The sequence below is a fragment of the Bradyrhizobium symbiodeficiens genome, from assembly GCF_002266465.3.
Lineage (GTDB): Bacteria > Pseudomonadota > Alphaproteobacteria > Rhizobiales > Xanthobacteraceae > Bradyrhizobium > Bradyrhizobium symbiodeficiens.
In genome coordinates this window covers 3,899,694-3,913,467 of sequence record NZ_CP029427.2, presented here as the reverse complement: position 1 = coordinate 3,913,467, position 13,774 = coordinate 3,899,694, and the positions used below count along the sequence as shown (strand labels likewise).

The window sequence follows — 13,774 nt, the reverse complement described above, 5'->3', positions numbered from 1 at the left end:
GCGACGTGCTAAGGCATCAACGAACAACGACAAAAAACGGGAGAACTTCGCTCATGCAGATCCTGCAGCCTGCCGAATGGAAAAAACCGCGCGGCTTCTCTCACGGCGTTGTGGCGGAAGGCCCTGGCCGCTGGGTGATTCTGGCCGGCCAGACCGGCGGAGACGAGGCCGGCAATTACGCCCCCGGCATGGCGGCGCAGGTCGGAACCGCGCTGAAGCGGATCATCAAGCTCCTCGGCGAAGCCGGGGCGGGTCCGGAGCACATCGTCCGCCTGACCTGGTACCTCACCAGTCGCAGCGAATATGAGGCGGCCGGTGCCGGCATCGGCGCGGCCTGGAAGGAAACGCTCGGACGCAATTTTCCGCCATCGACGCTGCTCTATATCGGCGGTCTCGTAGACGAGCGGGCCAAGGTCGAGATCGAGGTCACGGCGTTCGTGCCGGGCGCATGAAAAATCGATCCGGCGCGGGCGCCGGATCGATTGTCGGATCGTCTGCGGTCTTACTTCGACAGCGAGATGTTGGCGCCGCGGAACTGGCTGTCCGCGCGCATGGTGACGGTCTGCTTGCTGCCGCTCGCCTTCAGCGCGATATTGGCATTGAAGCCAGCGGCGGAGGCCACCAGCTCGTAATTCCCGCCACCGCCGCGGCCCTGAAGCGAGCCGGAAATGTTGCGGCTGGCCTCGGACCAGCTGCCGGTGATGGCGCTGCCTTCGGCCCTGACGTTGGCTCCGAGGTTGAACTTGTAGGCATCGCTGGCACAGGTCAGCGACATCTCCATGGTCGGGCCGATCGGGGCGTATTTGGCCCGGCAGCGGATCCGCTCGGTCGAGCCGTCGTCCAGCATCACCGTGCCGCCGCCGCTCCAGCTGCCCGCCAGCGGGGCGAAGGGGCCGGACTGGGCCTTGCTGTCCGTGTTGGCAATCCCTGCCACAAACAAAACGGCGGCCGTGATCAGCAGCCGCCGGTTCCGGGCACGAGCCTCGATTGGTTTATTGGCGCGATGCTTCCCACCGCCCGCTGCACGGTATGCCTGCAGATGCTCCATTCCACTTTCCCGATCCGGCGTTGCCGTTGAGTTGACCGTTGGCATATGCACCATTGATCGAAACTTTCACAAGTCCCCCGCTACCGATGGTGCCGGAAACGTTAGCGCCGGGCGCGGTGATCCGGCCGTCGGCAACCGTCAGCATGGAGCTTGCGGTCGGCTCGCAGGTGCCGCTCTTGGTGACGATGACGACCTGCCAGTTGCCGTCGTAGGGGCTCTGGGCGAGGGCGGGGGCGGCGAGGGTGCCGGTCAAAACTGAAGCGGCACAAAACGCCGCGATGCGACCAAAACGCATGAATTCCGTCCTTGAATTTGTCTGATATGCCGACGCTTATTCGGACGAAATGTGACGGAAATTTGTTGCAATGCCAAACCGAAAATTGTTCCTGTAGAAACAATGGTTTATTTGCGTTTCCAAGTCCAAATTTTGAAGCGGAATCAAGGCCGCCTTACGTTAAGGGTAAACGTCAGGAAAGACTCGGTGCGGAGGTCGCAAACTGCTCGTCCTGAGTCTTGGACGGAAGCGCCTTGTGGACCTTGGCATAATCGACCACGTCGGCCAGCAATTTGAGGCCGAGCGGAGCGAGCGCGCGCTCCCAGAGTTCGCGGGCGGTCTCGCCCTTCCTGACGAAGCACCAGTCCTGGGCGGCGATGGCGCCGGCGTCCATGCGGTCGGCGAGATGGTAGATCGTGCCGCCGGCGATCGGATCGCCTTCCTTGATCGTCCATTCCACGGCGGCCTTGCCGCGGTGACGCGGCAGCAGCGAGGGGTGATAGCCGATCCCGCCGAGCTTGGCGGCCGAAAGCGCGTCCTGGCCGATCCGGGCGTGGCTGTGCGCCGTGATGATCAGATCGGTATCGGGAGCAATTTCGGAGGCCACAACCAGCTTCGGATTGGCCTGGACCGCGACCTCGATGCCGGCCGCCTTGGCGGTTGCGGCGAGGCGATCCTCGGCGTCGGCGACGACGACCCGGACGATCGAGACGCCGTGCTCCCGGAGCATGTTCAGGGTGGTCACGCCGAAATGGCGGGAGCCGACGAGGGTAATGCGCATGGGTGTCCGATCCGTCTCGCAACTGCGTCATCCCCCGATAACACGTCCGGACGCCCTGTCACCACCCGCGCGGCGTTTGCGCCGGTTATCAACAATGTGCCGGCACGGACGCGATGAATTCCGCGATTGCGCAGGCGGCCGTTCCGGTGCTCCATACGTGTGTTGGACGGCTCGGGAGCGAGTGCATGCGAGGCGCCTGGCTTTTCGTTTTCGCGACGCTGATTGTGGCCTCTCCGGCCCATGCCGGCGGGCCATACCCCGCCGTGCCGCCCGAGACCGGGACCGCGCCGTTCGTGGGGCTAAGCTGGGACGCCTATCGTTGCGTCGGAGGGCCGGTCACCAATTTCTATCACGGTGCCTATTACGGCGGGGAGCCGCCGGCGCTCTATCGAGGCTACGCTTACCGGCCGTACTACCGCTACGGCGCCTATCGCAGACAGCCGCGCACCTATTTCTGCGTCACGGACTAAAGCGCGATGCAATCAGGATGAATCGTCATCGCGCTTCGGGCTGTTGTTTAATCTTGATCTTTTCGGAAAGCCGCTGCGCACTTTCCGGATGCTGCTTTAGCGTTGCCGCGCGGCCACGGTGGGCGGCAAGCGGCCGGTAAGTCGGTTCCTGTGTTTCTTTTTTAACAGAGGCGAGCCGGGCCGGATGATAAGACTACACCTACCGGGGCTGGCGACATTTCAACCCGCATCCGTTTTTAAACCCGGCCAAGGCCGCTGGCGCACTCGTCAGCGGCCTTTTCAATGCCGCGCATCACGACTTCATCCGGCGGTAACGCGATCTCAACCAGCTTGGCGTATCGACGAATCCGTCGCGGATTTGTATTGCGTACCGCGACACCGAAATTGTCCCGGCAGCCTTTGTGCGCGGCGCGGGCCATTTTGCCGGGACAGATTTCATGCCGAGCGCAATTGAGCAGATCGTCGACAGCTATGTGCGGCTGAAGAACCGGCGCGGGCTCGACGAGTTGATGATGCACAGGCAGCGGCTCGCGGTCGATCTGAAGAGCAGGTCCGGCGGCTATGATTTCAGCCTGCCGATCGGCAAGATCGACGAGGAGATCGCGGTCATCGAGGCCGGACTCAGCCGGCTCAAGGCGGAAAATTCCAAAGCAGTCTAGCCGGGCCGCGGGGCGAACGCTGGCGAGGACTGGTGACGACGCATCGTCGCAGTCCAAGGCCGGTTCATGCATGGTTCAGGCCGGCCATGTCTCAATCCCCGGGTCGTTTCGTGGGATACGAATCCTGCTAAGGCTTGTCCCCGTGATCTGGAGGAGACGTCATGATTGAGCTTGCGCTGGCCGGCCTGCTGGCATTTGCAACCGCGCCCGCGGCATCGCCGGCACCTCCGGTGGAGCAAGTTCAGTTCAGGGCTGCTCCGGGCGGACGATGCCCGCACGGCTATGATTTCAACCACTCGAACGGCCACTGCTACCCCAACGATTATCATGCGCCGGGCGTCTACACCGGGCCGCCCGGACGCGGCCACGGACGACGCGGCGGGCTCTGCCCGGACGGCTACGACTACAATTATTCGAACGGCAGCTGCTACCCGAACGGGGCGCACGGGCCCGGCGCTTACGGGCGTCCCGAAGCCTACGGACGACGTGGCGGGCTCTGTCCGGACGGCTACGATTACAACTATTCGCGCGGGCAGTGCTATCCGAACGGCGCACGCGCTCCCGGCATGTACGGGCGGTAATCAGTCGCCGTGCCGAGGCGGGCGCGTTCAGTCGCGCCGGCCGCCGTCGATCACCGTAAACAGAGGCCGCGCCGATGTCGGCTCGACCAGCAATTCCTCCACCAGCGCGGTGGCTGCATCGACATATTTTCGTGTCGGTTTGTCGAGAGGGCGCTTCGCCTCGTCGTCGAGCGCGATCTTTGCGGCCTCGACCAGCTTGCGCATGCGCGCCGCGTGGTCGTCGCCAGCCGTCAGCGTCGCGCGCGCCAGCGAACGCAACACGAACAATTCACCTTCGAGGCGGAGCAGGCGGTCGTTGAGCCTGGTAAGGACGGCGTTGAGGTCGGCCATGTCTGCTGTTCGGCGCGGAGGATCCGCCCTGATCTAGCGGCTTTCGGTGAACGGAGTCCAAATGGCGCCGGTGCAATTGGGCCGATCGCCAGCCTCTCGCGGTGCCGCCGTTGTGACCGGACGTGATGGCGCTTGTGCGTGGGCACAGCATAGTTCTCGCACCATATGACAGTCTGGATGGAGATTTGGAGCCTATGCGATGCGGTTCATCCCGATTGTGATCCTCTTGATGTCGGGATGCGCGGCTGCCGCTGCGCCGGGTCACCACGCCCGCCCGCGCCACCCCGTCGTCGCTCACCCGGCCGAGGACACGCCGGTGCCGCCCGGCTGGTACAAATTTCCCGGGCGGCCACCGATCCCTCCGTCGGAGAACAGGAATCTCGATCCCTCCAATTTCGGCGGAGGTTGATGGAAGCTACGCAGCGCTTCGCGCCAGATAGTCGCGCGCGAAGGCGAGATACCAGTCGAGGCAGGCGGGGTTGGCCATCGCTTCCTTGTTGATGACCTTCTCGACCGGATGGCCGAGCAGGAGCTTCTTGATCGGCAGTTCCTGCTTCTTGCCGGAGAGCGTGCGCGGGATCTCGGCGACGGCAAAGATCTCGTTCGGCAGAAACCGGCGGGAGAGGCCGGCCTCGATCGCCTTGTTGATCCTGGCCTGCATCGCGCCGTCGAGCGCGACCCCGTCGCGCAGCACCACGAACAAGGGCATGTAGCTGTCGCGGCCGAGATATTCGAGGTCGACGACCAGGCTGTCGAGCACCTCCGGCATCGCCTCGATCGCGGAATAGAGCTCGCTAGTGCCCATGCGCAGGCCATGGCGGTTGATGGTGGCATCGCTGCGGCCATAGATGATGCAGGATCCATCACGGTTGACCTTGAGCCAATCGCCGTGCCGCCACACCGGCCCGCGGCCGCTGCCGTCGAAATTGTCCGGATAGGTCTCGAAATAGCTGGCGCGATAGCGTGCGCCGTCCTCGTCGTTCCAGAAATACAGCGGCATCGAGGGCATCGGCTCTGTGCAGACGAGTTCGCCGACCTCGTCCGTGACGGCGCGGCCCTGTTCGCTGAAGGCTTCGACGGCCGCGCCCAGCAGGCGGCACTGCATCGCGCCGGGCGTTTGCGGCAACTCGCGATTGCCGCCGATGAAGGCGCCCGCGAAATCCGTGCCGCCGGAGATATTCGCCCACCAGATGTCGGCCTGCGCCGTGCTGCCGTTGCTCTTCGACAAAGCTGCAAAGCGTTCGTTGAAGTGGCCTTGCGTGTCGGCGCTGAGCGGTGAGCCGGTCGAGCCGAGGCAGCGCAGCCGTGACAGGTCGCCGGCGGCGGCAAGATCGACCTCGGCCTTGGCGCAGTTGGCGAAGAACGCCGCGCCCGCGCCGAAGAAGGTCGCTTTCGACTGCGCGACGAAGCGCCACAGCGTGGTCCAGTCCGGTTTGTCCTTTGCGCCGCCGGGGCTGCCGTCGAAGATGCAGCAGGTGGTGCCGCTGAGCAGGCCGCCGACCTGCGAGTTCCACATGATCCAGCCGGTCGAAGAGTACCAGTGATAGCGCTCGCCGAACGAATTCGGGTGATAGGAGCAGCCGATGTCGTTGTGCAGGCCGAGCAGCGCCAGCACCACGATGACGATGCCGCCATGGCCGTGCACGATCGGTTTCGGCAGCCCGGTGGTGCCGCTGGAATAGACGATCCAGAGCGGATGATCGAACGGCAGCCACATCGGCTCGAACGCATCGACCGCAGCGCTCGTCCTTGCGAGGATGTCGGAAAGCAGTGCCGCCGGTGCGGCAGGCGCAACGGTCTCGCCGTGCAGGATGACATGCTCGACCGTGGGCAGCGCACGCCGCAACTCGGCCACGACATCGCGCCGGTCGTGCCGCCGGCCTGCATAGGCGACGGCGTCGCAGGCGATCAGCACTTTGGGTTCGATCTGCTTGAAGCGGTCGATCACGGCGGGCGCGGCCATGTCGGGCGCGCAGACACTCCAGACCGCACCGATGCTGGCGCTTGCGAGAAACGCGACGATGGTCTCGGGAATATTGGGCAAATAGGCCGCGACGCGGTCGCCGGGCTTGATGCCCTGGTCCTTCAGGTGCAGCGCGAGCGCGGCCGCCTTGCGCCGCAATTCCGGCCAACTCGTCTCCGTCAGCCTGCCGTCTTCACCGGCGCTGACGATCGCGGGCAGGCCGGCGGCATCAGCCGACGCGACATGCCGGAACACCTGCCGGGCATAGTTGACCTGCGCGCCCGGAAACCAGACCGCGCCCGGCATCCTGCGCTCGGCGAGCACGGCCGCAAACGGCGTCGGCGATTGCAGATCGTAATAGTCCCAGATGCTGCGCCAGAAGCCGTCGAGATCGCGTACCGACCATTGCCGCATGTCCTCGTAATCAGCAAAAGTGAGGCCGCGCTGCTCGGCGAGCCAGTTGCGGTAGAGGGCGATCTGGGGAACGGAGGGAGCGGACATTGACCATCGGCTTCAGTTGCGGGGCGGAGAGTCTAACTGATGCCGCAGAGTAGCAGAAGCCGCAGTTCACGCAGGCCGCAATGACGGGGCGGAGGCGCCGTGCCTCAGCCTACCATTCGACGTCGGCCCAGCGCCTGCCGAACACGGGCGGCCTCGTCTTCACGGCCTGCCAGCCGAAGAAATGATGCTTGCCGGACCAGGCGTGCACCATGCCGCTGCAGATGCTGCATTTGAAGCTGCCAGTGTGGGCCTCGCTGTGCTCTTCCCTGGTCGCGGTGTAGTTCATGCCGCAACCTGCACAGGTGAATTCTTCGATCGTCCAGATGCTGTTGGCCATTTGCACGGAATGGTTTTTGTTGACCTCGACCCACGGTAGTCACCGGCGTTTGCAGTGGCGTAAACCGGGGCGGGGAAATCCGGTTAACGGGCGTTAGCCAAGCCCGGCGGCCGCCGCCATCGCGGGTCATGCGAGATCAGCGCGGCTTCGCCGCCGGGTGATCTGCCGGGTCGCATGTCCCGGTCGATGCGCATTTGCACCCGCCTGACCGCGAGCAGCCGCAGCCTACCTTGCACCCGTCCGGAGCGGACCATGCCGCCGATCGCATAGGCATAGTGCCAATAGCCCGGCGCGGCATTCGGCCTCAGGGAATAGTGGATGCCGCGGTGTATGCCCGCGAATGCATCGGACTTTCCGGACGGGCGTGTCATCGTTTTTCGAATGCGGAATGGTCCAATGTGTTCCTAATCTTGGGCAAACGCCGGTTCCGCTCGTCTTGACGCCGGATGCGTTGCTGGCAATAACGGCCAGGCCTCGCAAGCACCGGGGGTTGCGTTCATGTTGCAGGGAAGGCCGTGCCCGTGAAAAGTCTCCGTCAGCTGCTGACGGGCGAGGACGTCATCCAGCTGGTGATCCGGCTCGGCCTGCTCGCCCTGCTGATCATCTGGACCTTCCTGATCATCCGCCCGTTCGTGCCGATCCTGGCCTGGAGCGGCGTGCTCGCGGTCGCGTTCTATCCGGCCTTCAGCTGGGTCGCCAAAATCCTGGGCGGCCGGCCCAAGACCGCAGCAGCGATCCTGACCCTCATCACGCTCGGCATCGTCATTGGTCCGGCGACCTGGCTCGGCATCAGCGCGGTGGACGGCGTGCGCGAGCTGGCGCATCAGCTCGGCACCGGCGATCTGGCGCTCCAGGCCGCGCCCGAACGGCTCAAATCGTGGCCGCTGGTCGGCCCCTTGCTCTACGAGCTCTGGGACCAGGCCTACACCAACGTCCGCGCGCTGGTACGCGAGGTGGCGCCATATCTGCAGCCGCTGGCGGGGCCGCTGCTTTCGCTCGCAGGCGATGCCGGCGTCGGGACGCTCCAGTTCCTGGTCTCGGTGTTCGTGGCCGGCTTCCTGTTTCCCCATGGGCCGCGGCTGGTCGCGGCCGGCCGCGGTTTCCTGTTTCGCATCGTGCCCGAGCAGACCGAGCATTTCCTGTCGCTCGCGGGCGCGACCATCCGCGCCGTGGCGCAGGGCGTGATCGGCGTCGCGATCGTGCAGGCGCTGCTCGCCGGCATCGGGTTCAAGCTCGCCGCCGTGCCGAGCGCCGGCCTTCTCGCCTTCATCGTGCTGCTGCTCTCGATCGTGCAGATCGGCGCTTTCCTCGTGCTGCTGCCTGTCATCATCTGGATCTGGACCGCCAAGGACGTCACCACGGCGCTGCTGCTGACCGTGTTTCTCGTCCTCGTCGGCTTCCTCGATACCATGCTGAAGCCGCTCGTGATGGGGCGCGGCCTGACCACGCCGACCATCGTGATCTTCGTCGGCGTGATCGGCGGCACGCTGGCCCACGGCATCGTCGGCCTGTTCATCGGACCGATCATCCTGTCGGTGGCTTGGGAGATGATGATGGCCTGGATCAGGACGGAGGATCGGGCGGGGGCGGGCGAGGGCTGATCCCCCCGCGAACGGCGCGATCGCTCCGCCGGGTCGGGCCACCCGACGGCTCGCATCTGTGATCAAAGCGCGTCGGGAACTTGTCTGTTCGACTAGACAAGTTACGATTGGGACGATTCTGGTCTCAATGACGGTGCAATGGCGAAGTCTTCCAAACTGGTTGCCGCACGGCGCGGCAAGGTATTGTTGGTCAGACGGCGGTCGGACGGCCTGTGGATGTTCCCGGGCGGCCGCAAGCGCGCGCGCGAGTCCGACAAGGACTGCCTGCGGCGGGAGATCAGGGAGGAGCTGCCCAAGCTGAAGCTCGGCAGGATCAGCCTCTGGAAGGAAGTGACGGCGAGGAACAAGCGCTCCGGCCGCAAGATGAGCGACGCGATCTTCATTGCCAAGACGGCCAAAGGCAGGTTGGCGATCGGCGACAAGAAGGAGATCGACCGCGCCGCCTGGCAGAAGCCGCGCGGCATCCGCCTGACGCCGACCTCGCGCTATATCCGCGACCGCCTGTTTCCGAGGAAGCAGAGGCGAAGGTGAGCTAGTCTAGTCCTCGCGTCCCACCGACCGCGTTCGTCCGGCGAACCTCCGCGACTGCGTCCCCTGCGGTTCGGGCGCAGCACGCTTCGCGGCTTCGGCTTCCCGCATCTGCTTCCGGACGTTGCGCGCATCGCGCATCGCGCGCTTGACGAAGGGATGTTGGGAATCCTCGGCGAAGAACAGCACCACTTCGCAGCTCGGACATTGCCTGGAATAGCCGTCCTGCAACCGCCCGGCGCGATCGCGGAACACGCCCTTGCACCGCGTGCACTGAATCTGGACCGAACTCATGCGCGGACAACAATGTCTTTGGAAAATGGATCGTCAGATGATCCCAAATGTCTGAAGAAAGCTTGAATGTCTTCGTTTTGGGATGCCTGCGGACCGCGCAAGCAAGCGCCATCGTCCGGCCATGGCCAGTGGCGGAACAGGCAGGACGGAACTGCCGGTCAGTGCTTAGCCGCCATCGTTTCCAGGCACTGATTGAGAAAGGCGGTGCGATCCCTGGGGAGCACCTTCTCGAGATCCGCCTTCAGCGCGCATTCGCGCTGGCGCAACTGCTCGGCCCGGCGCTTCTCGGCCGCCTCGCGATATTCGGGCGCAACCTTGTTGGGATCGACCAGCGGCTGTGAGCGGGCGGGAGCCGTCGCAAGCAGTGCAATGGCAGCGATGAAAATGATTGGTTTCAAATGAGCCTCCGTCAAAGCAGGCACCCTAGCGCGTGGAGCGTGCGCGCTCAAACCGGAGAATGCGGTACCCTGTTCCGGCGTGATTGGACGGGCGAACCGCCGCCGGCGGCTCTGGAACGACTGCCCCCAAAGCCCCCGCGGCGAGAAAACTTTCTCCACAAAGGACGGCGGACCTCAGGGCTCCCGCGCTGAGGTCGTTTGTCCGCCGCAACGTGTGAACCAGTTCACAAGCGCGCGCTGAAATCGCTGCTATGAACACGTCATTGCTTGACCAGTTCATTTTGCTCGAAACGCCCCAGCGTGGCTCCAAGCGCTGGGGTTTTTTCGTTTCTCTCCGTGCGCAGAATGTTTACAATCGCGCCAAGCGTCGCATCGACAGACGCAGATCTCGCGCCACGCTAGTTCCGGTCCGAGCTCGATCAACAGACAAATTGTCGGGATCGCGGCGCCGCGCCGAACGTTGCCACCAGGCGTGCGTTCACCGGGCAAATCCCATATGCATGGCGAGAAGTCGCCGAATCGAAAATGAGGGCGGCTGGCGTTCAGTTGACGACGGTTTACGACCAGAAACGGATTCAAGTGAGGCTTACCAAGAAGGCGCGAGCGGCCAAGACGCCGCCGAAGAAGGCGTCACCGAACAAGGCGTCGCCGAAGAAGACGTCACCGAACAGGACGTCGTCACGCAAGGCGCTGCCAGGGAAGAGCAAAGAGGCGCAGCGCGCCGCGATCTCCTCTTCGTCGCCGCTCGGCGTGCTGGCTCTGCACCTGCTCGTCCAATGGAAACAGTCCGGACAGAGCGGCATCGTTTTTCTCGCCGAGAACGAGAACAGGGCGGAGCGGCTCGGCAGCGTCATTCACGCGCTCGACCCCTCCTGCGAGGTGCTGGTGTTTCCGCGCTTGAACACCTTGCCGTTCGATCAGCTCGAGCCGTCGCACGAACTTGCAGGACGTCGAGCCTCCGTCCTGAGGCGCATCGCGAAATCCAAGAAGCCGCTCTTTCTCGTCTCGACGGCGGAAGCCGTGATGGAGCGACTGCCGCCACCGGCGAGCCTGTCGCGCCTGAGCGTGAGCCTGAAGGTCGGCGGCACGTTCTCAGAGCAGGATCTGGAGACGCGCCTCGAAGCGCTCGGATACGATCTCGATGACGAGCCGGACTATCCGGGCGGGGCGCTGTTCCACGGCCAGACCTTCGAGATATTCCCTGCGGGCGCGTTGGGGCCGTTCCGGATCGAGCATTCGGATCGCGCGATCAAGCGGATCGTGGCGTTCGATCCGAACGAGCACAGGATCATCTTCGAAACCAGGGAGCTTGTCGTCGATCCCATGTCGGAGCGGCTCGGCCTTGCCGGCAAAGGCGGCAAGCGCGCCAGCCTGTTCGACTATTGCGGACGCGCCAAATGGATCGCCGATGCGGGCGTGCCGGCACATGTCGACGGCTGGTTCGATACGATCGAGGAGGCCGCGCCGCGTGCGGAGCGTGAGCGCGAATATCTCGGACGGCGCGACTGGAAGCAGCTCTGCCGGGGCATGAAGGTGTTGCCGCGCGCTTCGTCGTTCCAGACCATCCCTGAATTTTCGAAGCTGACCTCCGCCAGGAAGGCGTTGCGGGCTTTCGTCGACGACACGCGACGGGCCGGGTCGCGGCTGATCCTCGTCGCAGCGCATGAGGACGATTTGCGCGTGATGGAACGGATGAGCGGCCTCAAGGCGCAGCGCTGCGAAGACTGGGACGAGGCGGCACGGGGGCGGGGCGGCGAGGCGGCGCTTCTGGCCGATCTCGATGCCGGCTTCGTCGTGCCGGGCAAGAAGCCTATCGTCGTCGTGACCGCCTCCGACGTGCTCGGCAGCCGCGCGCATCATGCGCAGCCGATGGCCCGGGCCTGGAGCGCGGCCTTCGACCATGCCGATGTGCCTGAGCAGGGCACGGTGGTCATCCATCTCCAGCGCGGCCTCGGCGTGCTCGACGGCCTGCAGACCGTGAACACCGGCGGCGGCGCGATGCGGGAGATGATCCGGCTGAAGTTCGCCGGCGACAATGCGGTGCTGGTGCCGCCGCCCGATCTGGCGCTGATGTGGCCTTACGCGGCCGAGCTCGGCAAGCTCTCGCTCGACAAGGCGGACGGCAGCACATGGTGGGCGCGCCGCGGTGAGGCCGAGCGCGAAATCCAGGTGGCAGGCAAGGCGCTCGCCAAGCACATCAGCCAGCGCCGCAAGCGGCGCGGCGACAGGCTGGTTCCGCCGGGATCGGTCTATGAGAAGTTCGTCGCGCGTTTCCCTTACTTCACGACGATCGACCAGGCCAAGGCGATCGACGACGTGCTGGACGATCTTGCGTCCGGTCACCCGATGGACCGGGTGATCTGCGGCGACGTCGGCTTCGGCAAGACCGAGGTGGCGCTGCGAGCGGCAGCGGCCGTCGTGCTGTCGGGCAAGCAGGTGGCGATCGCGGTGCCGACGACGGTGCTGGCACGGCAGCATGTGGCGACGTTCCAGAAGCGCTTTGCCCCGTTCGGCATCGAGGTGGGGAATTTGTCGCGGGCGACTTCGGGTGCGGCGCTGCGCGAGACCAGGGAGGGACTGCGCAGCGGCCGGATCAAGGTCGTGATCGGCACGCAGGCGCTCACCGGCAAGGACGTCAGGTTCGACGATCTCGGCCTCGTCATCATCGACGAGGAGCAGCATTTTGGCGCCGCCGAGAAGGCCAAGCTCTCCGGCCTCGCCAAGAACGTCCATGTGCTGATGATGAGCGCGACGCCGATCCCGCGCACGCTTGCCGCGGGCCTGGCCGGCTTCCGCGACCTCAGCGTGATCGCTTCGCCCCCGGTGCACCGGCTGCCGGTCGCGACCCGGATCGCGCCGATGTCGGATGCGGCGATCGCGACGGCTCTGCTGCGCGAGCAGCGCCGCCACGGCCAGAGTTTCCTGATCTGCCCGCGCATCCAGGATCTCGATCCGATGCTGGCGCGGGTGGAGGCGGTGGCGCCGGACCTGCGCATCGTCTGCCTGCACGGCCGACTGGCGGCCGACGAGATCGACGACCGCATGATGAGCTTCGTCGAGGGGCGGGCCGACGTGCTGCTCGCGACCAACATCGTCGAGAGCGGCCTCGACATTCCCCGTGCCAACACCATCGTGGTGTGCTGGCCGGAAAAGTTCGGCCTTGCCCAGCTGCATCAGCTGCGCGGCCGCGTCGGCCGCGGCGGCATCCGCGCCTTCGCCCATCTGTTGACCGAGACGGCGTCCGGACAATCCGAGAAGCGGCTGGCCGTGCTCGAGGAGTTCAGCAAGCCCGGCTCAGGCTTTGCGATCAGCGAGCGCGACCTCGATCTGCGAGGCGCAGGCGACCTGTTCTCCGAGGAGCAATCCGGCCACGTCCAGGTGTTCGGGCCGGTGCTCTACAGCCACCTCCTGAAGATGGCCTCGGAGAAGCTCGACGAGGGGCAGGCGGTGTGGGTGCCTGACCTGAACCTGCCGGTCGCCGACATGCTGCCCGAGACCTACGTGCAGTCCGAGCCGGTGCGCCTCGAACTCTATGCGCGCGCCGCAAGATGCAAGGATGAGGACGATCTCGAAGATCTCGAGGAGGAAACCGCACGCCGCTTCGGCCCGCTGCCGAGAGGCGCGCTCGATTTCTTCGCCGCAGCCCGGATCAGGCTCGAATGCAAGCGCAGAGGCATCGTCCGCCTCGACGTCGGGCCTGAGGCTGCAGCCGCAACGTTCCTGCCGGGGCGCCTTCGGAAGTCGCGGGGCAAATCGTTGCAGCGCGATGGCGACCGCGTGGTCCATCACGCCAAGTTGCAGGACGCGCCGTTCGAGCGGGTGGAGGAATTGTTCGAGCTGCTGGACGAGGGGTAGGGACCAAAAAATGCGAAAACAACCCCATGCACAGTAGCTAAGTGCTGCTGGCGCAAGGCTTTTTGAATCCGGCGGAGAGGCAGGTCGTGACCACCTGCGCGCGCCTTGTCCTTCGAGACGACCGCTTCGCGGTCTCCTCAGGATGAGGCTAAGC

At 65.1% G+C, this 13,774-nt stretch carries 16 protein-coding genes; 7 read left to right on the top strand and 9 right to left on the bottom strand.

Features of this window, described 5'->3' with window-relative positions:
• Window positions 1–53 precede the first annotated feature (53 nt).
• Window positions 54–452, top strand: coding sequence for a RidA family protein (locus CIT39_RS18140; RefSeq protein WP_094974032.1), 399 nt, complete (start codon window positions 54–56; stop codon window positions 450–452).
• Between the two features lie 50 nt (window positions 453–502).
• On the opposite strand, the gene CIT39_RS18135 is transcribed toward CIT39_RS18140, so the two are convergent.
• From CIT39_RS18135 to CIT39_RS18125, 3 genes are all read right to left on the bottom strand, one after another.
• Window positions 503–1,048, bottom strand: a complete 546-nt coding sequence (locus tag CIT39_RS18135; protein ID WP_162308557.1) for a hypothetical protein — start codon at window positions 1,046–1,048, stop codon at window positions 503–505.
• Complete coding sequence (locus CIT39_RS18130; protein ID WP_080670293.1) at window positions 993–1,343, bottom strand: hypothetical protein; 351 nt, start codon at window positions 1,341–1,343, stop codon at window positions 993–995. The genes CIT39_RS18135 and CIT39_RS18130 overlap by 56 nt, the downstream gene beginning before the upstream one ends.
• Before the next feature lie 172 nt (window positions 1,344–1,515).
• Entirely contained in the window at window positions 1,516–2,103 is a 588-nt protein-coding gene (locus CIT39_RS18125) for a formyltransferase family protein (RefSeq protein WP_094974030.1), read from the bottom strand.
• 185 nt (window positions 2,104–2,288) lie between these two features.
• Here CIT39_RS18125 and CIT39_RS18120 point away from each other — a divergent pair, with 185 nt between their 5' ends.
• The 3 genes from CIT39_RS18120 to CIT39_RS18110 all read left to right on the top strand — a co-directional run bounded on the left by CIT39_RS18120 (window position 2,289) and on the right by CIT39_RS18110 (window position 3,813).
• A complete protein-coding gene (locus tag CIT39_RS18120; protein ID WP_094974065.1) occupies window positions 2,289–2,573 on the top strand; it encodes a hypothetical protein in 285 nt (94 codons plus the stop codon).
• 437 nt (window positions 2,574–3,010) lie between these two features.
• Complete coding sequence (locus CIT39_RS18115) at window positions 3,011–3,232, top strand: hypothetical protein (RefSeq protein ID WP_094974064.1); 222 nt, start codon at window positions 3,011–3,013, stop codon at window positions 3,230–3,232.
• 161 nt (window positions 3,233–3,393) lie between these two features.
• Entirely contained in the window at window positions 3,394–3,813 is a 420-nt protein-coding gene (locus tag CIT39_RS18110; RefSeq protein WP_094974029.1) for a hypothetical protein, read from the top strand.
• A 27-nt stretch (window positions 3,814–3,840) separates the two neighbouring features.
• Here CIT39_RS18110 and CIT39_RS18105 read toward each other — a convergent pair whose 3' ends face one another.
• The 4 genes from CIT39_RS18105 to CIT39_RS18090 form a co-directional block, all read right to left on the bottom strand.
• Entirely contained in the window at window positions 3,841–4,143 is a 303-nt protein-coding gene (locus CIT39_RS18105) for a hypothetical protein (RefSeq protein ID WP_094974028.1), read from the bottom strand.
• 415 nt (window positions 4,144–4,558) lie between these two features.
• Entirely contained in the window at window positions 4,559–6,607 is a 2,049-nt protein-coding gene (locus CIT39_RS18100) for an acetoacetate--CoA ligase (protein WP_094974026.1), read from the bottom strand.
• 109 nt (window positions 6,608–6,716) lie between these two features.
• A complete protein-coding gene (locus CIT39_RS18095; RefSeq protein ID WP_094974025.1) occupies window positions 6,717–6,944 on the bottom strand; it encodes a hypothetical protein in 228 nt (75 codons plus the stop codon).
• Between the two features lie 83 nt (window positions 6,945–7,027).
• Window positions 7,028–7,315 (bottom strand): hypothetical protein, encoded by a 288-nt coding sequence (locus CIT39_RS18090; protein WP_244607602.1) that lies wholly within the window; start codon window positions 7,313–7,315, stop codon window positions 7,028–7,030.
• Window positions 7,316–7,459: 144 nt separating this feature from the next.
• Here CIT39_RS18090 and CIT39_RS18085 point away from each other — a divergent pair, with 144 nt between their 5' ends.
• The gene (locus tag CIT39_RS18085) at window positions 7,460–8,545 is read left to right on the top strand and encodes an AI-2E family transporter (RefSeq protein ID WP_094974024.1); all 1,086 of its coding nucleotides are present in this window, start codon (window positions 7,460–7,462) and stop codon (window positions 8,543–8,545) included.
• A gap of 138 nt (window positions 8,546–8,683) precedes the next feature.
• Window positions 8,684–9,076: an NUDIX hydrolase gene (locus CIT39_RS18080; protein ID WP_018317944.1), complete on the top strand. Its 393-nt coding sequence runs from the start codon at window positions 8,684–8,686 to the stop codon at window positions 9,074–9,076.
• A gap of 6 nt (window positions 9,077–9,082) precedes the next feature.
• Here the strand turns inward: CIT39_RS18080 and CIT39_RS18075 are convergent, their stop codons facing one another.
• On the bottom strand, window positions 9,083–9,367 hold the full coding sequence (locus tag CIT39_RS18075; RefSeq protein ID WP_094974023.1) for a hypothetical protein: 285 nt from the start codon (window positions 9,365–9,367) through the stop codon (window positions 9,083–9,085).
• A gap of 158 nt (window positions 9,368–9,525) precedes the next feature.
• On the bottom strand, window positions 9,526–9,765 hold the full coding sequence (locus CIT39_RS18070; protein ID WP_094974022.1) for a hypothetical protein: 240 nt from the start codon (window positions 9,763–9,765) through the stop codon (window positions 9,526–9,528).
• A gap of 750 nt (window positions 9,766–10,515) precedes the next feature.
• On the opposite strand from CIT39_RS18070, the gene CIT39_RS18065 reads away from it, so the two are divergent.
• Entirely contained in the window at window positions 10,516–13,620 is a 3,105-nt protein-coding gene (locus CIT39_RS18065) for a DEAD/DEAH box helicase (RefSeq protein ID WP_094974063.1), read from the top strand.
• The last annotated feature ends 154 nt before the right edge of the window (window positions 13,621–13,774 follow it).